A 21,044-nucleotide genomic window follows, 5' to 3' on the forward strand; every position below is an offset into this window, starting at 1 on the left:
TCAGCCCGCGAGGCCCACCACCAGCCAGATGAAGGCCACGCCCGCGACCGTGCACAGCAGGGTCGAACGGGCGGGGTGCTCGTGGTGCGCCTCGGGGAGGATCTCGGCGGCGGCGAGGTAGAGGAGCACGCCGCCGAAGAGGCCGAGGTAGCCGCCGAGCAGCCGCTCGGGGATGGTGAAGAAGAGCGTCGAGGCCGCGCCGACCATCGGGGCCGCCGCGTCCGCGTACAGCATGAGCAGGGCCTTGCGACGGGCGTTCCCGTACAGGCTCGTGATCGTGTACGTGTTGAAGCCGTCGGCGAAGTCGTGCGCGATCACCGCGAGGGACACCGCGAGACCCATGCCGCCGCCGACCTGGAAGGCGGCCCCGATCGCGACGCCGTCCATCGCGCTGTGACCGACCATCGCGGCGGCCGCCGTGAGGCCCACCTCGGGCGCGCGTCCGGCGTGCTCCTCGCCGCCGTGCGCGGCCTGGCGGTGGGCGAGGAGCCGTTCGACCAGATGGGCCAGCAGGAAGCCGGCCACGAACAGGAGCAGCGCGGCCGGTACGCCGAACACCTCGGTGCCCGCCGCGGCCAGCGCCTCCGGCAGCAGGTCGAGACCGACCACGCCGAGCATCAGGCCGCCGGCCAGGCCGAGCACCAGATGGCGGCGGTCGGTCACCCGCTGCGCGGTCCAGCCGCCGACCAGCGTCATCAGGAACGCGCCGAGCGCGACGAGGACCGCCATAGGCCCTTGCTATCCGATGCACCCCCGTGTCCGCACCCGGGGCGACGGCCCCGGGCCCACTGAAGCTTCCGCAGCACCCTGATTTTCCGTAGGAGAGGACCGATTCCCATGGCCGATGCCCCCACCGGCAAGGTGACCTTCGTCGGTGCCGGCCCCGGCGCCGCCGACCTGCTGACGTTCCGCGCCGCGCGCGCCATCGCCGAGGCCGATGTCGTGATCTGGGCGGCGAGCCTGGTGCAGGCCGAGGTGCTCGGCCACGCGCGCGAGGACGCCGAGATCCTCGACTCGGCGACGATGTCGCTGGAGGACGTCGTCGCCGTCTACGAGCGGGCCCGTGACCAGGGCCTGTCGGTGGCGCGGATCCACTCCGGCGACCCGGCCCTGTGGGGCGGGACGCAGGAGCAGGTCGACCGGTGCGCGGAGCTCGGCATCGAGACCGAGATCGTCCCGGGTGTCTCGTCCTTCTCCGCGGTCGCCGCGATCGCGCAGCGCGAGCTGACGATTCCCGAGGTCGCCCAGTCCGTGATCCTCACCCGGCTCGGCGGCGGCAAGACTCCGATGCCGCCCGGGGAGGACGTGCGGGAGTTCGCGAAGCACGGCACGACGATGGCGCTGTTCCTGTCGGCGGCGCGCAGCGGACAGCTCGTGCGGGAGCTGCTGGAGGGCGGCTATCCGACGACCACACCGGTCGTGGTCGCCTACCAGGCGACCTGGCCGGAGGAGCTGATCGTGAAGTGCACGGTCGGCACGCTGGAGGAGACCGTCAAGGAGCACAAGCTCTGGAAGCACACGCTCTTCCTGGTCGGCCCGGCGCTGGACGCGAGCGGCACCCGCTCGCACCTCTACCACCCGGGTCATTTCCACGGCTTCCGCAGGGCCGACCCGCAGGCGCGCGCGGAGCTGCGCGCCGCGCGCCGGGGCGGTGCGGGCGGTACGGACGGCGCTCAGGACTCCGCGTCGTGAGCGTGGACGTCACCGGCACGGAGGGTCGACCGGTCGGCGCGGAAGGGGAATCCGCCGGTCCGGCGGACCGCCGCGGCGTGATCACCGTTGTCGGTACGGGCACGGGGGCACCGCTGTCCCCGGACGCCGAGGGAGTGCTCGCCGGGGCGGGGCTGGTCGTGGGTGCCCGGCGGCATCTGGCGGCGGCCCGGCCGCCGGAGCGGGCGGAGCGGGTGGTGCTCGGGCCGCTGGCGCCGGCCCTGGACCGCATCGAGCGGTACACGGCCGACGGCGCGCGCGGGGGCCCGGTCGTGGTGCTCGCGTCGGGCGACCCCGGGTTCTTCGGGATCGTACGGGCGCTCGCGGAACGGTTCGGGAACGGGCGGCTGGACGTCCGGCCCGGGGTCTCGTCCGTGGCGACCGCCTTCGCCCGGCTCGCCCTGCCCTGGGACGACGCCGTGGTGGTCAGCGCGCACGGGCGTGATCTGCGGACGGCCGTCCAGGTCTGCCGGTCGCGGCCCAAGGTGGCGGTGCTGACCGCTCCCGGGTCCGGGCCCGCCGAGCTGGGCGCCGCCCTCGCCGACGCGGGCGCCGAGCGTGTCCTGGTGGTGGCGAGCGCCCTCGGCGATCCGGAGCGGGAGCGCGTCGAGCGGGTCACGCCCGCCGAGGCCGCCGCCCGCGGCTGGGGTCCGGCGGTCAGTGTCGTGCTCTGCCTGGACGGGGCGCGGGCCCTGGCTCCCGTGCGGACCGTCGCCGGACCGGTGGCCGGTCCGGGCCGCTGGGCCCTGGAGGAGAGCGAGTTCGCCCACCGCGATTCGATGATCAGCAAGTTCGAGGTGCGGGCGCTGGCGCTGGCCCGGCTCGGGCCACGGCTCGGTGACCTGGTCTGGGACATCGGGGCGGGTTCGGGTTCCGTCGCCGTGGAGTGCGCGCGGTTCGGCGCCGCGGTGACCGCGGTCGAGAAGACCGCGGACGGCTGCGGCCGCGTCCGCGCCAACGCGGCGGCGCACGGCGTGGACGTGCGGGTCGTGCACGGGGCCGCGCCCGCCGTGCTGTCCGGCCTGGACGAGCCGCACGATCCGGACGCCGTCTTCATCGGCGGCGGCGGACGTGAGCTGTCGGAGATCGTCGCGGAGTGCGCGCGCCGTGCCCGGCGGGCCGTCGTGGTCGCGATGGCCGCGCTCGACCGGGTGCCGGCTGCCCGTGACGCGCTCACCGCCGCCGGATTCACCTGCGACGGCGTCCTGTTGCAGTCCTCGCGGCTCGCCCCGCTGCCGGGCGGGGTCTCCCGGCTCGCGGCGGCCAATCCCGTCTTCGTGCTGTGGGGCGTCCGGCCTCCGGCCACTACCGAAGGAGTCCCCCAGTGATCGGCCTGATTTCCGCCACGGCGGCGGGCGCAGCGGCCCGTGACCGGCTCGCCGCGGCCTGGTCCACGCGTACCCGGGTGTACGACGGGCCCGTGGCGGACGCCGTGCGGCGGGCCTTCGCGGAGTGCGACCAGGTGGTGTGCTTCCTCGCCACGGGCGCGGTCGTACGGCTCGTCGCTCCGCTGCTCTCGGACAAGAAGGCGGATCCCGGCGTGGTGTGCGTCGACGAGGCGGGGCGGTTCGCCGTGTCGCTGGTCGGCGGCCACGCGGGCGGCGCCAACGAACTCGCCCGCGAGGTGGGCGGATTGCTCGGAGCCGAGCCGGTGGTGACGACGGCGACCGACGCGGTCGGGGTACCCGGGCTCGACACCCTCGGCCTCCCGGTCGAAGGGGATCTCGCCGGGGTCTCGCGGGCCATGCTGGACGGCGAACCGGTGGTGCTGGAGCGGGAGTCGGACTGGCCGCTGCCCGCGCTGCCGCCGAACGTGGGGAGCCCCGCGGCACCGGGTGCCGCCGTCGTCCGGGTGGACGACCGGGTCCGGGAGAGGGCCGCGCGCGAGGTCGTCCTGCGTCCGCCGACCCTCGTCGTCGGTGTCGGCGCCTCCCGGGGCGCGCCCGTGGAGGAGGTCCTCGGTCTCGTCGAGGACACCCTGCGCGAGGCCGGACTGTCCGCGTCGTCGGTGGCCGAACTCGCCACCGTGGACGCCAAGTCCGAGGAGCCCGGCATCGTGGGGGCCGCGGCCCGGCTCGGGGTCCCGGTCGTGACGTACACCGCGGAGGAACTGGCGGCGGTGGCGGTCCCGAACCCCTCCGGCGCACCGCTCGCCGCCGTGGGGACCCCGTCCGTGGCGGAGGCCGCCGCGCTGATCGGCGGGGGCGAACTCCTCGTGCCCAAGCGGAAGTCGGTGCGCGCGGACGGGCGGCCCGCGATGGCGACCTGCGCGGTCGTACGGCGCCCGGCGCGCGGACGGCTCGCGGTCGTCGGCCTCGGCCCTGGGGCCCGTGATCTGCTCACCCCGCGGGCGACGGCGGAACTGCGGCGGGCCGCGGTGCTCGTCGGGCTCGACCAGTACGTCGACCAGATCCGCGACCTGCTGCGGCCCGGCACCCTGATCCTGGAGTCGGGTCTCGGCGCCGAGGAGGAGCGGGCGCGCACGGCGGTGGCCGAGGCGCGCCGCGGACAGGCCGTCGCGCTGATCGGCAGCGGCGACGCGGGCGTGTACGCGATGGCGTCGCCCGCGCTGGCCGAGGCGTCCGACGACATCGACGTCGTCGGGGTGCCGGGGGTGACCGCGGCGCTCGCGGCCGGGGCGATCCTCGGCGCGCCGCTCGGCCACGACCACGTGTCGATCAGCCTGTCCGACCTGCACACGCCGTGGGAGGTCATCGAGCGCCGGGTGCGCGCGGCGGCCGAGGCCGACATCGTCGTGACCTTCTACAACCCGCGCAGCCGGGGCCGGAACTGGCAGCTCCCCAAGGCCCTCGCGATCCTCGCGGAGCACCGGGAGCCGACGACGCCGGTGGGTGTGGTGCGCAACGCCTCCCGTCCGGACGAATCGAGCCGGGTCACGACGCTGGGGTCCCTGGATCCGGGAATCGTCGACATGATGACCGTGGTGACCGTGGGCAACACCGCGACCCGCGAGATCGCCGGGCGCATGGTGACCCCGCGCGGCTACCGCTGGCAGAAGGAGCCCGAGTGAGACCGGTGAACCAGGCACCGCCCGGGCCCCGGGCCGGGCACCCCGTCGTACGGGGGTCCTTCCGGCGGCTGCGCGCCCGCCCGGACACCGCGCGCCCGGCGCCGCCGACACCTCCGGTGGCGCGGCCGGCCCGCTCCGCCGCCGGCCCGCCGTCCGCACGCCGTCGCACGGCCGGCGAGGGCCTGTGTGCGCGGTGCGGTCCGCCGGCCTCGGCCGTCGCGCCCGACACCGTGCCGTATCCCCCCGTTCCCGAGGCCGACCGGGCCTCGAAGACCACTGAGGCCCACCAGGCCCCGAAGACCGCCGCGGCCGACCCTGCCGCCGAGGAGACATCGTGACCACCCCGCCCCCCGCCCTGCTCATCGCCGGACACGGCACCCGGGACGAGGCCGGAGCCGAGGCCTTCCGTTCCTTCGTACGGGAGCTGGGCCGCCGCCATCCCGAACTGCCCGTCGCCGGCGGGTTCATCGAGCTGTCGCCGCCCCCGCTGGGCGAAGCCGTCGGCGAACTCGTCGGACAGGGCGTACGGCGTTTCGCCGCCGTACCGCTGATGCTGGTGTCCGCCGGGCACGCCAAGGGCGACATCCCGGCGGCACTGGCCCGCGAGAAGGAACGGCACCCCGGGATCTCGTACACGTACGGGCGTCCGCTGGGCCCGCACCCGTCGCTGCTCGCCGTGCTGGAGCGGCGGCTGGACGAGGCCCTCGGCGACGGTGCCCGCACCCCCGAGGAGCGGGCCGGGGTCACGGTGCTGCTCGTGGGCCGCGGGTCCACGGACCCGGACGCCAACGCCGAGGTGCACAAGGCCGCGCGGCTGCTGTGGGAGGGCCGGGGGTACGCGGGCGTCGAGACCGCGTTCGTGTCCCTGGCGGCACCGGACGTGCCCTCGGGCCTCGACCGCTGCGTGAAGCTCGGCGCGCGCCGGATCGTGGTGCTGCCCTACTTCCTGTTCACCGGCATCCTCCCGGACCGGGTGCGGCGGCAGACGGAGGACTGGGCCGCCGCGCACCCGGGCGTCGAGGTGCGTTCCGCCGACGTCATCGGTCCCGAGCCCGAGCTGCTCGACCTGGTCATGGAGCGCTACCGCGAGGCCGTCGCGGGCGATCTGCGGATGAACTGCGACTCCTGCGTGTACCGGATCGCGCTGCCCGGCTTCGAGGACAAGGTGGGGCTCCCCCAGCAGCCGCACTTCCACCCGGACGACGACGGCCACCACGACGGACACGGGCACCACCATCACGGGGGACACACGCATTCCCATGCCCACTGAAGAGGCCGCCGAGGGCGGGCACGATCTGCGGCACCACGGCGACGCCGAGGTGCGCGACGACGGTTCCAAGCTGACCGATCTGGCCGTCAACGTCCGGGCGGACACCCCGCCCGGGTGGCTGCTGGACCGGATCGCCGCCTCGCTGCCGTCGCTGGCGGCCTACCCGGACGGGCGGGCCGCGCGGGCGGCGGTGGCGGCGCGGCACGGGCTGCCGGTGGAGCGGGTGCTGCTCACGGCGGGCGCGGCCGAGGCGTTCGTGCTGCTCGCGCGCGCCCTGGAGGTGCGTCGGCCGGTGGTCGTCCATCCGCAGTTCACGGAGCCCGAGGCCGCGCTGCGGGACGCCGGGCACACGGTGGACCGCGTCCTGCTGCGCGAGGAGGACGGATTCCGGCTCGATGCGGCCGCCGTCCCCGAGGACGCCGATCTGGTCGTGATCGGCAATCCGACCAATCCGACCTCGGTGCTGCACCCGGCCGGGGCCGTCACCGAACTGGCCCGTCCCGGGCGGGTGCTGGTGGTCGACGAGGCGTTCATGGACGCGGTGCCGGGCGAACGCGAGAGTCTGGCCGGGCGGACCGACGTGCCCGGACTCGTCGTGCTGCGCAGCCTCACGAAGACGTGGGGGCTCGCGGGGCTGCGGATCGGCTACGTGCTCGCCGCCCCCGGGACGATCGCCCGGCTGGAGCGCGCCCAGCCGCTGTGGCCGGTCTCCACGCCCGCGCTCGCCGCGGCGGAGGCGTGCGTGTCCTCGCAGGCGCTGGCGGAGGCGGCACACGCGGCACGGCGGATCGCCAAGGACCGGGACCATCTGGTCGCGGGGCTGCGGGAGTTCGCCTGCACCGACGGTCTGCGGGTGGTGGAGCCGGCGGAGGGTTCCTTCGTCCTGGTCCGGCTGCCACGGGCCGCCGGGGTGCGCCGTGTGCTGCGCGATCTCGGGTTCGCGGTGCGGCGCGGGGACACGTTTCCCGGGCTCGGGGACGGGTGGCTGCGCATCGCGGTACGGGACCGGGCGACGGTCAACCGGTTCCTGCAGGCCCTGGACCGGGCGATGACGGCCGCCGGGGACGGCGGGGCCCACTCCGCCGGCGACGGCGAAGGCACCGGGGGTGGTGTGAGCGCCGGGGCGACGGAGGGAACGGCACCGGGGACGGTGTGAGCGCGGGAAGCGGTGTCAATGCCGCGGACGGCGGAGACGAAAGCGCCGGGGGTGGTCACCGCACCGGCGCCGGTGCGGGCGCCGGGGGCTGAACGGGATCGTTCCGCCCCCGACAGCCCCCGCCGTCCTCGCCCGCCCGCACCCGGAGCCCCCACGGACGTCCTCCCCGGCCTGACCGGCCGGGCCCTCGAACCTCCTGACGGGCCGGGGCCGTTCAGTCCTCGCGGCGCCCGGGGAACACGGGGCGGGGAGGGCGCCCGGGGCGGCACCGGGGTGCGGCGGGCGTCAGCTCCTGCGGCGGCGGGAGAGGGTGACCGCTCCGGCGCCCGCGGCGAGCAGGACCACCGCGCCGCCGGCCAGGTACGGCGTCATGGAGCTGCTTCCGGTCTCGGCGAGGTCTCCTCCCTCGGGAGCTCCCTGCGGGCTCGCCTCGGCCACCGGGGCGGCCGCCTCCTTGGAGGGTACGGCCGACGCGGACTCCCGGGCGGCGAGCCCGGCCGGGGATTCGCAGGTGGCCTTCGCCAGGGTCACCGTGCCCTCGACCGCGGCCACGCCGAGCTTCAACGGGTCGACGGACACGTTGAGTTCGAGCGCCGAGGCGGCGGCCGTCCGGGAGGTCGTCCGGGTCAGGGAGAGGTCGAGGCGCACCTCACCGACCCCGGGCACCTTCACGTGTGTCGGGCCGCCCGTCGTTAGTGTGACCTTCTTGCCGAGAACGGTGACGGAACCCAGCAGGTTCGCGGTGGCGACGGGTTTTTTGCCCGCCTCGCAGGTCGCCTTCGAGGTCACCTCCTCGACCTCGATGAGCGACAGCAGCGGCAGCCCGGGGACGTGGACCGCGGCGTGCGCGAGACGGGTGGAGCCCTCGGCCTTCGTGGCGGACACGGTGGCCCGGGCGGTGGCGACGTCCGCGCGCAGCACGCTGAACGGACGCCCGCCGTCGACACCGTCCAGCCGGGCGGTGAGCGCGGTCTTCTCGGCGCTCCGCGGTGCCTGCACCTCGTTCAGGGAGACCGCGAGCGGGACGTTCACGGTCTTCTTCAGGAGGGACACGTCGAGTCCGGTGCGGAGCACGACGGCGCTCGCGCGGCCGTGGCCGTCGCTCGCGTGGGCGGAGCCCGCGCCGGCCAGCGCGGTGGGACCCGCGGCGAGGACGGTGGCGGCCGCGGTGACGGCGAAACGGCGTGCGGGCATGCGGTGGTTGATGCTGTTCAAGGGTGGGACCCCCATAGGAGAAAGCCTGGGACCCGGACAGAATTACGCACTGAGAGTGAACAGTCAGGCACCTGACGTGAGTTCACTCCTTCGTGGGTTCTCCGTGCACGCCTTCGAATCCCGGGGCACGGCTGTTCCCCACCGTCACTCGGTCAACACCCGCGATGAACGCGCCGGTTGACGCGCCCGCCGATGAACCGTTCCCGCACGCGGCGGGCCCGGTGGTGTGCAACGAGCGCGCCACCGGGTCCGTCACGCTCCGTCAACCGGCGTTCCGCCCGCCGTCAACCGACGATCCGTCCGTTCAGGACCACCCGGCGCGGATCCGCCAGGACCCGTACGTCGTCGCGCGGGTCCCCCGCGTAGACCACGAGGTCCGCGGGCGCCCCCTCGTCGAGTCCGGGCCGCCCGAGCCAGCGCCGGGCGCCCCAGGCGGTGGCGGAGAGCGCCTCGACCGGCGGGATGCCCGCGGTGACCAGCTCGGCGACCTCGGCCGCGACGAGGCCGTGCGCGAGGGAGCCGCCCGCGTCGGTGCCGACGTAGACGGGGATCCCGGCGTCGTAGGCGGCGCGCACGGTGTCGTAGCGGCGTTCGTGCAGCCGTCGCATGTGCGCCGACCACTGCGGGAACCTGGCCTCGCCGCCGTCCGCGAGCCGCGGGAAGGTGGCGATGTTCACGAGGGTCGGGACGATGGCGACACCGCGCTCGGCGAAGAGCGGGACGGTGTCCTCGGTGAGGCCGGTGGCGTGCTCGATGCAGTCGATGCCCGCCTCGACCAGGTCGCGGAGCGAGTCCTCGGCAAAGCAGTGCGCGGTGACCCGGGCGCCGAGCCGGTGCGCCTCGGCGATCGCCGCCCGGGCGGCCTCGCGCGGCCAGCAGGCGCTCAGGTCGCCGGTGCCGCGGTCGATCCAGTCCCCGACGAGCTTGACCCAGCCGTCACCGCGCCGGGCCTCCTGGGCAACGTACGCGACGAGGTCCTCGGGCTCGATCTCGTGGGCGTAGTTGCGGATGTAGCGGCGGGTGCGGGCGATGTGCCGGCCCGCGCGGATGATCTTCGGGAGGTCGTCGCGGTCGTCGATCCAGCGGGTGTCGGAGGGCGAGCCGGCGTCCCGGAGGAGGAGCGTGCCGGCGTCGCGGTCGGTCAGCGCCTGCTTCTCGGAGACGTCCGCGGGGACCGGGCCGTGGGCGTCGAGCCCGACATGGCAGTGCGCGTCGACCAGGCCGGGCAGGGCCCAGCCCTCGACGGTGCGGACGTCACGGGCGCCGCCGGGGCGCTCGTACGAGATCCGGCCGCCGACGACCCACAGCTCGTCGCGGACGTCGTCGGGCCCGACGAGGACCCGCCCCTTCACGTGCAGTACCGGGTGATCGCTCATACTCCGCACCTTAGTGAGGCGGGTCCCCCCTCGTGGCTCCCCTCCCCGCCCCCGCTCCCCCGGTCCGCTTCCCCGCCCCGCCCCGGCCTCGCGCGGCCGGTCCTACGCCTCCGTGTCCTCCGCGTCCGCCGTCCCTTCCTCGACGTCCGCCATCGCCGGGTCGAGCAGCCGGGACAGGAAGTGCCGGGTCCGCTCGTGGGCCGGGGCGCCGATCACCTGCGCGGGGGCGCCCTCCTCGACGATCACGCCGCCGTCCATGAAGACGACCCGGTCGGCGACCTCGCGGGCGAAGGACATCTCGTGGGTGACCACCATCATCGTCATGCCCTCGTCGGCGAGCATCCGCATGACGGCGAGCACGTCGCCGACGAGTTCGGGGTCGAGTGCCGAGGTCGGCTCGTCGAAGAGCATCACATCGGGGCCCATGGCCAGTGCGCGGGCGATCGCGACGCGCTGCTGCTGGCCGCCGGAGAGCGAGGCCGGAAAGGCGTCGGCCTTCTCCGCGAGACCCACCCGGGAGAGGTTCTCCGCGGCGATCCGGGCCGCCTCGCCCTTGTCCCGGCCGAGCACCCGGCGCTGCGGCAGCGTGAGGTTGGCGGTCACCGACAGATGGGGGAAGAGGTTGAACTGCTGGAAGACCATGCCGATACGGCGGCGCACGGCGTCGATGTCGACGTCGGGGTCCGTGACCTCCGTGCCGCCGACGAACACCCGGCCCTTGGTGGGTTCCTCCAGGAGGTTCACACAGCGGAGCAGGGTCGACTTGCCGGAGCCGGACGGGCCGATCACGCAGACGACCTCGCCCTGGCCGATCTCCAGATCGATGCCCTTCAGCACCTCGTTGTCACCGAAGGATTTGTACAGGCCCTTCACCTGGACCTCGGACGTGCTCACTTGGCGACCTCCCCCGACTTCGCTTCGAGACGTCGTACGACGAAACCGAGCGGGATCGTGACGAGCAGATAGCACAGGCCCGCGACCAGGATCGGCGTGGAGTTGGCGGTCGTGCTGGCCAGGTCCCGGCCGTACTTGGACAGTTCCCGCTCCTCCAGGGTGACACCCAGGAACAGCACCAGCGAGGAGTCCTTGAAGAGGGTCACGAGTTCGTTGGTGAGCGGCGGGAGGATGATCCTGAACGCCTGCGGGACGATGATCGAGACCATGGCCCGGGCGTGCGAGAAGCCCAGCGAACGGGCCGCCTCCATCTGCCCCCTGGGCACGGCCTGGATGCCCGCCCGGAACGTCTCGGCCATGTACGCGGCCCCCACCAGGCCGAGCGCGATGGCGACCTTGCCGTACGTCCCGCCCGGGATCTCCGTGCCCGGGAACGCGAGCGGCACCGCGACGCCGACGAAGATGAAGATCACCAGGGCGGGCAGACCGCGGAAGACTTCGATGTAGATACCGGCGAACCAGCGGTAGGGGCCCACCGACGACAGACGCATCAGGGCGATGACGATGCCCAGCACGAGCCCGACGACGAAGCCGAACGTCGTGTAGAGGACCGTGTTCTTCAGCGCCAGCGTGATGACTTCCGGGAACATCTGCTTGACCAGGTCCCACTGGAAGAACTGGTTCTTCAGACGGCCCCAGTCCGCCGTGACCGCGAAGGCGATCACGACGGCGGCGAAGACGACGTACTGCGCGCCGCGCGAGATCCGGCGCTTCTGGCGCCGGCTCAGGCCGGACCGGCGGGGCTGCTGGACGGGTGCACCGGCATCACTCATGAGGCGGACGGGGAGGCGGAGGCCGCGGCGGCGTCGTACGGGCCGATCCACTTCTCGTAGAGCTTCTTGTACGTGCCGTCGGCCTTGGCGTCCGCGATGGCCTTGTTGATGGCGGCGAGGAGCTTGGTGTTGCCCTTCTTCACCGTGAAGCCGTACTGCTCACCGGTGTTGAGGTTGTCGACCACCTTGAAGGCGTCGGCGTTGGCCTTGTCCTTCAGCCAGCCCTGGACGACCGGGTAGTCGATGATGACGGCCTGGACCTGCCCGCTGCGCAGTCCGCTGAGGACGGCGTCGGAGGATTCGAAGGAGACCGGGTCGAAGCCCTGCTTCTTCGCGTAGTCCTCACCGGTGGTCTGCGCCTGGGCACCGAGCTTCTTGCCCTTCGCCTTGACGTCGGCGAGCGAGGTGATGCCGCTCTTGTTGTCGACCAGGACGGCCTGGGTGGCGTCGAAGTACGGGTCGGAGAAGTCGACGTTCTTCTTGCGCTCCGGGGTGATCGTCATACCGGCGGCGGCGAGGTCGCACTGCTCGGAGTTCAGGAACGCGCCCGTCTTGAAGTTCTCGAAGGGCGTGTCGACGATGGCCTGCTTCACGCCCAGGTCGGCGGCGACGAGGTCGATCAGCGACACGTCGAAGCCCTGCACCTTGCCGTCGATCTCCGACTGGAAGGGCGGGTAGGGCAGGTGGGTGCAGGTCGTGAGCTGCCCGCTCTTGACCAGCGGGACCCCGCTCGCGGTGGTGGTCTTGCCGCCCCCGCCGCCCGAGGAGCAGCCGGCCACGAGCAGCAGCCCGGCCGTGGCGGTGGTGGCGGCCAGAATGCGGGTCCGGCGTCCGAGGACCGGGTACACGGAGACCTCCAGTGAGGGGAACAGAGGGTCGACTGAGAGAACAGAGAGTTCCGATTATAAGGAAAGGTTTGGGTTGCTCAAATCAATCCGATGGCCACTGGGCCGTCTGGCCTCAGAATTCGCCGGTCCGAGTACCTCAGGATCGGCGGTTACGCTCTGATCGTCGACCCCACCGTGAGTGAAGAGAGCAACGCCGTGACCCACCCCTTCCTTGACCTCGCGCCGATGAGCGCCGCCCGCTTCGCGTCGATCGAGGACCGTGTCGCCCGGCTGCTCGGCACCGCGCAGGACGTCGTGATCATGCAGGGCGAGGCGCTGCTCCCGCTGGAAGGGGCCATCCGGGGCACGGCCGGTCCCGGCACCACGGCCCTGAACGTCGTCACCGGCCCCTACGGCCAGACGTTCGGGAACTGGCTGCGGGACTGCGGGGCGACCGTGATCGATCTGGCGGTGCCGTTCCACACCGCGGTCACCGCCGCGCAGATCCGTGAGGCCTTCGCCGAGCACCCGTCGATCGACTTCGTGTCGCTCGTGCACGCCGAGGCCGCCACCGGCAACACCAACCCCGTGGCGGAGATCGGCGAGGTCGTACGCGAGCACGGCGCCCTCTTCTACCTGGACGCCGTCGCGTCGATCGGCGCCGAGCCGGTGCTGCCGGACGCCTGGGGCGTCGATCTGTGCGTGATCGGGGCACAGAAGGCGATGGGCGGTCCCGCCGGGGTGTCGGCGGTGTCGGTGAGCGAGCGGGCGTGGGCGCGGATGGCCGCGAACCCCGGTGCGCCGCGCCGCTCGTACCTCTCCCTGCTGGACTGGAAGGAGCGCTGGATCGACGGCGGCCGCACGGCGCTGCTGCACGCACCGGCGCAGCTGGAGATGCTGGCACTGGAGGCGTGCGTCGAGCGGATCGAGAGCGAGGGCCTGGACGCGGTGACGGCCCGCCACGCCTCGGCCGCCGCGGCCACCCGGGCGGGCGCACTGGCCCTCGGCGGCGGTCTCGCGCCGTACGTGGACTCCGCGGCCGAGGCGGCGCCCGTCGCCACCACGCTGCGGGTGCCCGAGGACGTGGACGCGTCCGCCGTGGTCGCGAAGGCGCTGGCCGTGGATCCCTCGCTGCCGCTCGCCGCGGGCGGCGGCGCGCTCGCGCAGTCGATGATCCGCGTGAACCACTACGGTCCCGACGCCACCCGGGATGCCGTCCACGCCGGCCTCGCGGGCCTCGGTGCGGCGCTGGCCGAGTCCGGCGTCGAGGCGGACCTCGAAGGGGCGCGCCGGGCCGTGGCACTGGCCTGGGGCTGACCCCGGCGCGACCGGCGGGGGCACCCGGACCCCCGCCGGCCCGGAAAGCACCGGGGAATCACAGATCCGCTTCACGCGACGACCCCTGCATCAAACGGTTCGCCGATCCAAACAGTGCGCCAAAGGGAACCGAATTGATTCCGATCGGCCTCCCGCATTCTTCTGCCCGCTTTTCCGGTGGCTAAACGCAAAGATTTCGCGAACACGGAACGGCGCGATCCAGGCGGTTCCTCCATGCATTTCATCGCTGTGACGCACTCCACAGCACGCCCTTTTTCTGTGGTATTTTCCAGGCAAAACCGGTCATAGAACCGTGTCCGCGGTCACCCTTTCACGGGCGCGTGATAACACACCGGAATGCCGCGCGTAACCCTGAACGACGATGCAATCCGATCTTTCCGTCGGTAAATTCAATCCGCATGACCGCCGCACGCACAGACCTGTCAGAGGAATTCCTGGAAATGCCGGACGGCCTTCGGATCGACCGTCCGGAGGTGGCCGACGGGGCCGCCCTCTGGCGTATCGCCAAGGACTCCCGAACCCTCGACCTGAACTCCTCCTACAGCTACCTGCTGTGGTGCCGTGACTTCGCCGGCACCTCGGCGGTGGCGCGTGACGCCGACGGACACCCCGTCGGGTTCGTGACCGCGTACGCGCGCCCCGAACGTCCACGGACCCTGCTCGTGTGGCAGGTGGCCGTCGACGCGGCGCACCGTGGCCGGGGACTGGCCGCGCGTCTGCTCGACGGACTGACCGCGCGGGTGGCGGCCGAGCGCGGGCTGTCCGCCGTCGAGACCACCGTCACTCCGGGCAACACCGCCTCCGAGCGCCTGTTCACGTCGTACGCGCGGCGTCACGGCGCGGCCGTCGAGCGCGAGGTGCTGTTCGAGGCGGGGCAGTTCCCCGACGGACCGCACGACCCCGAAGTCCTGTACCGCATCGGCCCGTTCCCCGCCTGAGCCCCCGCCTCCTCCCTCTTCCTCCCCTCCCCCCACGCTTCGAGGAGCGATTCTTCGTGACCGTCACCCAGCCTTCCCACCCGTCTCCCACCACCGCCCTCAACCGAGCGGCCTCCGGCCGCATCCTTTCTCCCCATAGCGTCTTCGAGACCCTGGAGTCGGAGGTGCGCAGCTACTGCCGCACCTGGCCCACCGTCTTCGACCGGGCCCGGGGCAGCCGCATGTACGACGAGGACGGGCACGAGTACCTCGACTTCTTCGCCGGTGCCGGGTCGCTGAACTACGGGCACAACAACCCCGTGCTCAAACGGGCCCTGATCGACTACCTGGAGCGCGACGGCGTCACCCACGGGCTCGACATGTCGACGACCGCCAAGCGCGGCTTCCTGGAGACCTTCCAGAACCTGGTGCTGCGGCCGCGCGACCTGCCGTACAAGGTGATGTTCCCCGGCCCGACCGGCACCAACGCGGTCGAGTCGGCGCTGAAGCTGGCGCGGAAGGTCAAGGGACGCGAGGCGATCGTGTCGTTCACCAACGCCTTCCACGGGATGTCGCTCGGCTCGCTCGCGGTGACCGGCAACGCCTTCAAGCGGGCGGGCGCCGGCGTCCCGCTGGTGCACGGCACCCCGATGCCGTTCGACAACTACTTCGACGGGCAGGTCCCGGACTTCCTGTGGTTCGAAAGGCTCCTGGAGGACCAGGGATCGGGGCTCAACCAGCCCGCCGCGGTGATCGTCGAGACCGTGCAGGGCGAGGGCGGGATCAACGTGGCGCGGCCCGAGTGGCTGCGCGCCCTGGCCGACCTGTGCGCGCGCCGCGACATGCTGCTGATCGTCGACGACATCCAGATGGGCTGCGGGCGGACCGGCGCGTTCTTCTCCTTCGAGGAGGCGGGGATCGTGCCTGACATCGTGACGGTGTCGAAGTCCATCAGCGGGTACGGGCTGCCGATGTCGCTGTGCCTGTTCAAGCCCGAGCTGGACGTCTGGGAGCCGGGCGAGCACAACGGCACCTTCCGCGGCAACAACCCGGCGTTCGTCACGGCCGCCGCCACGCTGGAGACCTACTGGGCCGACGGGGCCGCGATGGAGAAGCAGACCCGCGCCCGCGGCGAGCAGATCGAGCAGGCGCTGATCTCCGTCACCGAGGAGAACCTCGCCGACGTCAAGGAGTACCGGGGCCGCGGGCTCGTCTGGGGCCTGGAGTTCAAGGACAAGGCCCGCGCCTCGCGCGTCGCCCGCCGCGCCTTCGAACTCGGCCTGCTCATCGAGACGTCGGGCCCGGAGAGCGAGGTCGTGAAACTGCTGCCCGCCCTGACCATCACCCCCGACGAACTCGACGAGGGCCTGCGCACCCTCGAACGCGCCGTCCGCGAGACCGTCTGAGCCGGCGCTCCGAGAGACCGGCAAGCAGCACGAGCAGTACGACTCGCACGACTCGCACGACTCGCACGACTCGCACGAGAGAGAGGTATCGCACCACCGTGATAGTCCGTTCGTTCAAGGAACTCGAGGGCACCGACCGGCATGTGAAGGCCGCGTCCGGCACCTGGGAGAGCAAGCGCATCGTCCTCGCCAGGGAGAAGGTCGGCTTCTCCCTGCACGAGACGGTCCTGTACGCGGGTACGGAGACGCGGATGTGGTACGCGAACCACATCGAGGCTGTGCTCTGCGTGGAGGGCGAGGCCGAACTCACGAACGAGGAGACCGGTGAGAGGCACTGGATCGCCCCCGGGACGATGTACCTGCTGAACGGTCACGAGCGCCACACCCTGCGCCCGAAGACCGACTTCCGCTGCGTCTGCGTCTTCAACCCGCCCGTCACCGGACGGGAGGACCACGACAAAAACGGCGTCTACCCCCTGCTCACCGAACCCGAGGAGGTGTGACACACCGATGACCACACTCACCGATCCGTACCCCAGCCGTACCGCCACCGAGGTGACCGTGCCCCGCCAGGACCCGGTCCTCTGGGGCGCGCCGGACGAACCCGGCCCGATCTCGGTCCCGGACCTCCACTCCTACGAGCGCGACGGCTTCCTCTCCGTCGAGCAGCTCATCGCCGACGACGAGGTCGCCGTCTGCCGGCGGGAGCTGGAGCGGCTCGTGGCCGATCCGGCGGTCCGCGCCGACGAGCGTTCGATCGTCGAGCCGAGCACGCGGGAGATCCGGTCCGTCTTCGAGGTGCACCGGATCAGCGAGGTCTTCGCCCGGCTCGTGCGCGACGAACGCGTCGTGGGCCGGGCCCGGCAGATCCTCGGCTCGGACGTGTACGTCCACCAGTCGCGGATCAACGTCAAGCCGGGCTTCGGGGCGAGCGGCTTCTACTGGCACTCGGACTTCGAGACCTGGCACGCCGAGGACGGTCTTCCGGGCATGCGGACCGTGTCCGTCTCGATCGCGCTGACCGAGAACCTCGACACCAACGGCGGCCTCATGATCATGCCGGGGTCGCACCGGACGTTCCTCGGGTGTGCGGGGGCCACGCCCGAGGACAACTACAAGAAGTCGCTGCAGATGCAGGACGCCGGAACGCCCTCCGACGAGGCGCTCACCGCCCTGGCGAGCCGGCACGGCATCAAGCTCTTCACGGGCAGGGCCGGTTCGGCGACCTGGTTCGACTGCAACTGCATGCACGGCTCGGGCGACAACATCACCCCGTTCCCGCGCAGCAACGTCTTCATCGTGTTCAACAGCGTGGAGAACGCCGCGGTGGAGCCGTTCGCGGCGCCCGTGCGCAGGCCGGAGTTCATCGGGGCGCGGGACTTCACGCCGGTCCGGTGAGCCCGTCGGCCGGACGATCGGTACGCGGCCCCGGGGAACACGCCCCCGGGGCCGTGCGTCGGCGGTCCCGCCGGTCAGCCGCCGAGCACGTCCAGCAGCCGGTCGACGTCGGCAGGCGTGTTGTAGAGGTGGAACGACGCCCGCAGATTGCCCGCGCGGTTCGACACCTCGATGCCGGCCCGGCTCAACTCGCCCTGCCGGTGCCCCAGTCCGGGCACCGACACGATGGCGGAACCGGGTGCGGGCAGCGGCTCGTGGTCCAGCGCGGCCAGCCCGGTGCGGAACCGGTCCGCGAGGGCCAGGTCGTGCGCGTGGACGGCCTCCACGCCGAGTTCCTCGATCAGCGCGAGGGAGTGGCGCACCCCGGCGTAGGTGAACAGGGCGGGACTCACGTCGAACCGGCGGGCGGAGTGGGCCAGTTCCTGCACCGGCCCGTAGCAGCTGTCCCAGGGCTTCTCCCCGGCCACCCAGCCGGCCAGCAGCGGGGTGAGCCCGCCGAGGTCCTCGGGCACGACGAGGAAGGCCGCGCCGTGCGGGCCCAGCAGCCACTTGAAGGTGGTGCACACGGTGAAGTCGTAGCCGTTCGCGTCGACGGGCAGCCAGCCCGCCGCCTGCGAGAAGTCGACGTAGGTGCGCGCCCCGTGGGCGCGGGCCGCCTCGCGCAGCGCGGGCAGGTCGGCGATCCGTCCGTCGGCGGACTGGGCGGCGCTGACCGCGACGAGCACCGTGCCGGGCCGCACGGACTCGGCGAGCCGCTCCAGCGGTACGGCGCGCACCTTCAGGTCGCCGCGGACGTGGAACGGGTTCAGCACGGAGGTGAAGTCGTCCTCGGCGGTGAGGACTTCGGCCCCCGGGGCCAGGGCGGTCGCGATGAGCGCGGTCTGGGCGGCGACGGACGGGCCGGCGGCGACCCGGGCGGCCGGGACACCGGCCAGCCGGGCGAAGGCGGCGCGGGCCAGCTCGACGTCCTCGAAGAGCGGGTCGAGCGGCCTGCCCGCGGCCCGCAGGGCCACCGCCTCGTTCACGGCGGCGACGGTACGGGCCGGCAGCAGGCCGCTGCTGGCCGTGTTCAGGAAGGTGTTCTCCGGGGCGAACTCGGCACGGACGAGGGTCTCGAAGGTCTCCATGCGACCACTGTGGGCCCGGACGATGCCCAAGTCCATTGCGGACCTTTACGTGGTTTCCCCAAGCGCTGCTTATGAATGGGCCCCGACCTGCGGCTTCCCGGGCCGGGACCCCTTCAGGCGCTTCTCAGTTCTGCGGAACGGCGCAGCCGTCCGGGCCACAGGCCTCGGCGTCGGCGCTGGCGTCCTGGATCGGTGTGAGCCCCGGACGCTCTCCCCAGGCCTGGGCCAGCGCCTGGGCGAAGACCTCGGCGGGCTGGGCGCCGGAGACCCCGTACGTGCGGTCCAGGACGAAGAAGGGGACGCCGTTCGCGCCCAGCTCGGCGGCCTCGCGCTCGTCGGCGCGGACGTCGTCGGCGTAGGCGGCCGGGTCGGCGAGCACCGCGCGGGCCTCGTCGGCGTCGAGCCCGGCGGCGACGGCCAGCTCCACGAGCCGCTCGTCGTCGCCGAAGACGGTCCGCTCCTCGGCGAAGTTGGCCTTGTAGAAGAGGCCGATCAGCTCGTCCTGGCGACCGCGCGCCTTGGCGAGGTGCAGCAGGCGGTGCATGTCGAAGGTGTTGCCGTGGTCGCGGTCCCGGGTGCGGTACGCGAGCCCCTCGGCGGCGGCCTGCGTGCCGAGGTTGTCCTCGCCCGCCTGCGCCTGCGCCGCGCTCATGCCGTACTTCTTGGTGAGCATCGTGATCACGGGCTGGATGTCGCCCTTGGCGCGTCCGGGGTCCAGCTCGAACGAGCGGTGCACGACCTCGACCTCGTCGCGGTGCGGGAAGGCGTCGAGCGCCTTCTCGAAGCGGGCCTTTCCGACGTAGCACCAGGGGCAGGCTATGTCGGACCAGATCTCGACGCGCATTCTTCGGCTCTCTCCAGGTCGTGCGGTTACGGGACACCCTCCGGGGACGTCGTTTAAGTGAACATTCAAGCGGCTCGGGTCATTCCCCGGCCGTGCCCGCGTGCCCGTCCGCGCCCCCGGTCCGGTCCGCGTGCCCGTCCGCGTGCCCGGCCACGGCGTACCGCAGGTACAGGTGATGATCACCCTCCTCGGGCGGGTTCTCCGGGTCGGGGACCCAGCCCAGGCGGGCGTAGAAGGCCTGGGCGCGCAGGTTGTCGACGTGCACGTCGAGGGTCGCCGTGCGCTTCCCGTCCGCCTGCCACTGCTCCACGCAGGCAGCGTGCAGGGCCCTTCCGATCCCGGCGCGCCAGCGGTCGGTGTCGACGTGGAACTGGAACAGTTTGACCGTGTCGGCGGGCGTGCCATCGGCCGTACGGAACGAGGCGATGCCGACGATCCGTCCCTGGGCGACGGCGCACAGCACCTGTCCGTCGGGGCGCGCGATGGAACCGCGCCAGGCCTCGGCCCAGTCGACGTCACCCTGCGGGACGCCGTCCGGGTAGTACGTCGAGCGGGCCCGGAAGTGCAGATCGGCGATGGTCCCGGCCTCGGCGGGCAGGGCGGTGCGGATCACCGGCGCGCCGGTCACTCGTTCACTGATCATGCAACGGAGGACGTCATCGCTCCGGTCGCGGTTGCGTGCCGGCTGAACTGGGCCCGGTAGGCGCTCGGGGTGAGGCCGGTGCGGCGGACCACATGGGCGCGCAGCGAGTCGGCCGTGCCGAGCCCGCAGGCCGCGGCCACCTGGTCCATCGGCAGGGTCGTGGTCTCCAGGAGTTCCCTGGCCCGCTCCACCCGCTGGTGGAGCAGCCACTGCAGGGGGCTGACCCCGCTCTCGGCGTGGAAGCGGCGGGTGAGGGTGCGCACGCTGACACCCGCGTGCCGGGCCAGGTCGGTGAGGGTGAGCGGCTTGTCGAGGTTGCGCATGGCCCACCCGCGGGTGTCGGCACAGGCGTTGCCGCGCTCGGGGGGCAACGGGGTCTGGGTGAACTGGGTCTGGCCGCCGGGCCGTACGGGGGCGACCAGGGCGAGGCGGGCGACCTCGTTGGCGACGGCGGCGCCGTAGTCGGTGCGGATGACGTGCAGGCACAGGTCGATGCCGGCGGCGTAGCCGGAGGACGTGAGGAACGGCCCGTCCTGTACGTACAGCACGTCTCCGCGCAGGTCGACCCGCGGGTAGCGCCTGCGCATCTCCTCGGCGTGGGCCCAGTACGTGGTGGCCCTGCGGCCCTGGAGCAGGCCCGCCTCGGCGAGCTGGAAGGCGCCCGTACAGATGGACGCGACACGCTTGCCGGCGTCGGCCGCCTCGCGGACGACCGCCACGATCCGCGGGTCCGGCTCGAACGGTGCCCCGGTACCGGCGACGACCACCGTGTCCGCCTCCCGCACGGCCTCCAGACCGTGCGGGACGTACAGGTCGAGTCCGCCGGTCGTGGGCACGGGTCCCGGCTCGGCCGTGCAGACGACCACCTCGTAACCCGGCCTGCCGTCCACCTGGACCTTGCCGAACAGCATCTCCGGCATCGCGAGGTTGAAGAGCGCGACCGGGGACGGGGCGATGACGGTGACGCGGTGCGGGGCGAACCGCTCGGGCATGGCCAGAACCTCCGGACGTATGGCATTCGGGCCACTACTGTACGGCGCCGCGGGTCCGCAGCATGGG

General features: G+C 72.8%; 21 protein-coding genes. 11 read left to right on the forward strand and 10 right to left on the reverse strand.

The features are described 5' to 3' along the window. Positions 1–729: a ZIP family metal transporter gene (locus ACH4S8_RS35830; protein ID WP_398401725.1), complete on the reverse strand. Its 729-nt coding sequence runs from the start codon at positions 727–729 to the stop codon at positions 1–3. 108 nt (positions 730–837) lie between these two features. Between ACH4S8_RS35830 and cobM the strand changes: the two genes are divergently transcribed. From cobM to cobC, 6 genes are all read left to right on the forward strand, one after another. Beyond that, positions 838–1,692, forward strand: a complete 855-nt coding sequence (gene cobM, locus ACH4S8_RS35835; protein WP_398401727.1) for a precorrin-4 C(11)-methyltransferase — start codon at positions 838–840, stop codon at positions 1,690–1,692. A gap of 77 nt (positions 1,693–1,769) precedes the next feature. Then, positions 1,770–3,038 carry a precorrin-6y C5,15-methyltransferase (decarboxylating) subunit CbiE gene (cbiE, locus tag ACH4S8_RS35840; protein WP_398401898.1) on the forward strand — a complete coding sequence of 423 codons (1,269 nt, stop codon included), beginning with the start codon at positions 1,770–1,772 and terminating at the stop codon, positions 3,036–3,038. Continuing rightward, on the forward strand, positions 3,035–4,741 hold the full coding sequence (cobJ, locus tag ACH4S8_RS35845; protein WP_398401729.1) for a precorrin-3B C(17)-methyltransferase: 1,707 nt from the start codon (positions 3,035–3,037) through the stop codon (positions 4,739–4,741). Before cbiE ends, cobJ begins: the two co-directional genes overlap by 4 nt. Further along, a complete protein-coding gene (locus ACH4S8_RS35850; RefSeq protein ID WP_398401731.1) occupies positions 4,738–5,079 on the forward strand; it encodes a hypothetical protein in 342 nt (113 codons plus the stop codon). The genes cobJ and ACH4S8_RS35850 overlap by 4 nt, the downstream gene beginning before the upstream one ends. Further along, complete coding sequence (locus ACH4S8_RS35855) at positions 5,076–6,011, forward strand: sirohydrochlorin chelatase (protein WP_398401733.1); 936 nt, start codon at positions 5,076–5,078, stop codon at positions 6,009–6,011. The genes ACH4S8_RS35850 and ACH4S8_RS35855 overlap by 4 nt, the downstream gene beginning before the upstream one ends. Next, positions 6,001–7,167 carry an Rv2231c family pyridoxal phosphate-dependent protein CobC gene (gene cobC / locus ACH4S8_RS35860; protein WP_398401735.1) on the forward strand — a complete coding sequence of 389 codons (1,167 nt, stop codon included), beginning with the start codon at positions 6,001–6,003 and terminating at the stop codon, positions 7,165–7,167. Before ACH4S8_RS35855 ends, cobC begins: the two co-directional genes overlap by 11 nt. 285 nt (positions 7,168–7,452) lie before the next feature. On the opposite strand, the gene ACH4S8_RS35865 is transcribed toward cobC, so the two are convergent. The 5 genes from ACH4S8_RS35865 to ACH4S8_RS35885 form a co-directional block, all read right to left on the reverse strand. Continuing rightward, complete coding sequence (locus ACH4S8_RS35865; protein ID WP_398401737.1) at positions 7,453–8,382, reverse strand: SCO1860 family LAETG-anchored protein; 930 nt, start codon at positions 8,380–8,382, stop codon at positions 7,453–7,455. Between the two features lie 284 nt (positions 8,383–8,666). Then, complete coding sequence (locus ACH4S8_RS35870) at positions 8,667–9,758, reverse strand: amidohydrolase family protein (protein ID WP_398401739.1); 1,092 nt, start codon at positions 9,756–9,758, stop codon at positions 8,667–8,669. A gap of 102 nt (positions 9,759–9,860) precedes the next feature. Continuing rightward, entirely contained in the window at positions 9,861–10,652 is a 792-nt protein-coding gene (locus tag ACH4S8_RS35875; protein WP_398401742.1) for an amino acid ABC transporter ATP-binding protein, read from the reverse strand. Continuing rightward, a complete protein-coding gene (locus ACH4S8_RS35880; RefSeq protein ID WP_398401744.1) occupies positions 10,649–11,485 on the reverse strand; it encodes an amino acid ABC transporter permease in 837 nt (278 codons plus the stop codon). The genes ACH4S8_RS35875 and ACH4S8_RS35880 overlap by 4 nt, the downstream gene beginning before the upstream one ends. After that, on the reverse strand, positions 11,482–12,333 hold the full coding sequence (locus ACH4S8_RS35885) for a transporter substrate-binding domain-containing protein (protein ID WP_398401746.1): 852 nt from the start codon (positions 12,331–12,333) through the stop codon (positions 11,482–11,484). Before ACH4S8_RS35885 ends, ACH4S8_RS35880 begins: the two co-directional genes overlap by 4 nt. Before the next feature lie 195 nt (positions 12,334–12,528). Between ACH4S8_RS35885 and ACH4S8_RS35890 the strand changes: the two genes are divergently transcribed. The 5 genes from ACH4S8_RS35890 (at position 12,529) to thpD (ending at position 17,371) form a co-directional block, all read left to right on the forward strand. After that, positions 12,529–13,629 carry a pyridoxal-phosphate-dependent aminotransferase family protein gene (locus ACH4S8_RS35890; RefSeq protein WP_398401900.1) on the forward strand — a complete coding sequence of 367 codons (1,101 nt, stop codon included), beginning with the start codon at positions 12,529–12,531 and terminating at the stop codon, positions 13,627–13,629. A gap of 419 nt (positions 13,630–14,048) precedes the next feature. Further along, positions 14,049–14,588, forward strand: coding sequence for a diaminobutyrate acetyltransferase (ectA, locus tag ACH4S8_RS35895; RefSeq protein ID WP_398401748.1), 540 nt, complete (start codon positions 14,049–14,051; stop codon positions 14,586–14,588). Between the two features lie 122 nt (positions 14,589–14,710). After that, positions 14,711–15,973, forward strand: a complete 1,263-nt coding sequence (ectB, locus tag ACH4S8_RS35900) for a diaminobutyrate--2-oxoglutarate transaminase (RefSeq protein WP_398401901.1) — start codon at positions 14,711–14,713, stop codon at positions 15,971–15,973. 98 nt (positions 15,974–16,071) lie between these two features. Continuing rightward, positions 16,072–16,476: an ectoine synthase gene (locus ACH4S8_RS35905; RefSeq protein ID WP_398401750.1), complete on the forward strand. Its 405-nt coding sequence runs from the start codon at positions 16,072–16,074 to the stop codon at positions 16,474–16,476. A gap of 7 nt (positions 16,477–16,483) precedes the next feature. Then, positions 16,484–17,371, forward strand: coding sequence for an ectoine hydroxylase (gene thpD, locus ACH4S8_RS35910; RefSeq protein ID WP_398401752.1), 888 nt, complete (start codon positions 16,484–16,486; stop codon positions 17,369–17,371). 74 nt (positions 17,372–17,445) lie between these two features. Here the strand turns inward: thpD and ACH4S8_RS35915 are convergent, their stop codons facing one another. The 4 genes from ACH4S8_RS35915 to ACH4S8_RS35930 all read right to left on the reverse strand — a co-directional run bounded on the left by ACH4S8_RS35915 (position 17,446) and on the right by ACH4S8_RS35930 (position 20,977). Then, positions 17,446–18,498, reverse strand: coding sequence for an aminotransferase class V-fold PLP-dependent enzyme (locus tag ACH4S8_RS35915; RefSeq protein ID WP_398401754.1), 1,053 nt, complete (start codon positions 18,496–18,498; stop codon positions 17,446–17,448). Positions 18,499–18,622: 124 nt separating this feature from the next. After that, positions 18,623–19,342, reverse strand: a complete 720-nt coding sequence (locus ACH4S8_RS35920; protein ID WP_398401757.1) for a DsbA family oxidoreductase — start codon at positions 19,340–19,342, stop codon at positions 18,623–18,625. Positions 19,343–19,421: 79 nt separating this feature from the next. Beyond that, positions 19,422–19,985, reverse strand: coding sequence for a GNAT family N-acetyltransferase (locus ACH4S8_RS35925; RefSeq protein WP_398401759.1), 564 nt, complete (start codon positions 19,983–19,985; stop codon positions 19,422–19,424). Continuing rightward, positions 19,982–20,977 carry a GlxA family transcriptional regulator gene (locus tag ACH4S8_RS35930; protein WP_398401761.1) on the reverse strand — a complete coding sequence of 332 codons (996 nt, stop codon included), beginning with the start codon at positions 20,975–20,977 and terminating at the stop codon, positions 19,982–19,984. The genes ACH4S8_RS35925 and ACH4S8_RS35930 overlap by 4 nt, the downstream gene beginning before the upstream one ends. Positions 20,978–21,044: the final 67 nt, after the last annotated feature.

Origin of the sequence: Streptomyces sp. NPDC021080 (genome assembly GCF_044333225.1) — a bacterium.
Taxonomy (GTDB): Bacteria; Actinomycetota; Actinomycetes; order Streptomycetales; family Streptomycetaceae; genus Streptomyces.

What these genes read in the sequence shown, in the direction of transcription:
- ACH4S8_RS35880 (WP_398401744.1), bottom strand. Translation starts at nt 11,485, where the DNA reads ATGAGTGATGCCGGTGCACCCGTCCAGCAGCCCCGCCGGTCCGGCCTG.
- thpD (WP_398401752.1), top strand. Translation starts at nt 16,484, where the DNA reads ATGACCACACTCACCGATCCGTACCCCAGCCGTACCGCCACCGAGGTG.
- ACH4S8_RS35830 (WP_398401725.1), bottom strand. Translation starts at nt 729, where the DNA reads ATGGCGGTCCTCGTCGCGCTCGGCGCGTTCCTGATGACGCTGGTCGGC.
- ACH4S8_RS35915 (WP_398401754.1), bottom strand. Translation starts at nt 18,498, where the DNA reads ATGGAGACCTTCGAGACCCTCGTCCGTGCCGAGTTCGCCCCGGAGAAC.
- cobM (WP_398401727.1), top strand. Translation starts at nt 838, where the DNA reads ATGGCCGATGCCCCCACCGGCAAGGTGACCTTCGTCGGTGCCGGCCCC.
- cobC (WP_398401735.1), top strand. Translation starts at nt 6,001, where the DNA reads ATGCCCACTGAAGAGGCCGCCGAGGGCGGGCACGATCTGCGGCACCAC.
- ACH4S8_RS35925 (WP_398401759.1), bottom strand. Translation starts at nt 19,985, where the DNA reads ATGATCAGTGAACGAGTGACCGGCGCGCCGGTGATCCGCACCGCCCTG.
- ACH4S8_RS35930 (WP_398401761.1), bottom strand. Translation starts at nt 20,977, where the DNA reads ATGCCCGAGCGGTTCGCCCCGCACCGCGTCACCGTCATCGCCCCGTCC.
- ACH4S8_RS35870 (WP_398401739.1), bottom strand. Translation starts at nt 9,758, where the DNA reads ATGAGCGATCACCCGGTACTGCACGTGAAGGGGCGGGTCCTCGTCGGG.
- ectA (WP_398401748.1), top strand. Translation starts at nt 14,049, where the DNA reads ATGACCGCCGCACGCACAGACCTGTCAGAGGAATTCCTGGAAATGCCG.
- ACH4S8_RS35920 (WP_398401757.1), bottom strand. Translation starts at nt 19,342, where the DNA reads ATGCGCGTCGAGATCTGGTCCGACATAGCCTGCCCCTGGTGCTACGTC.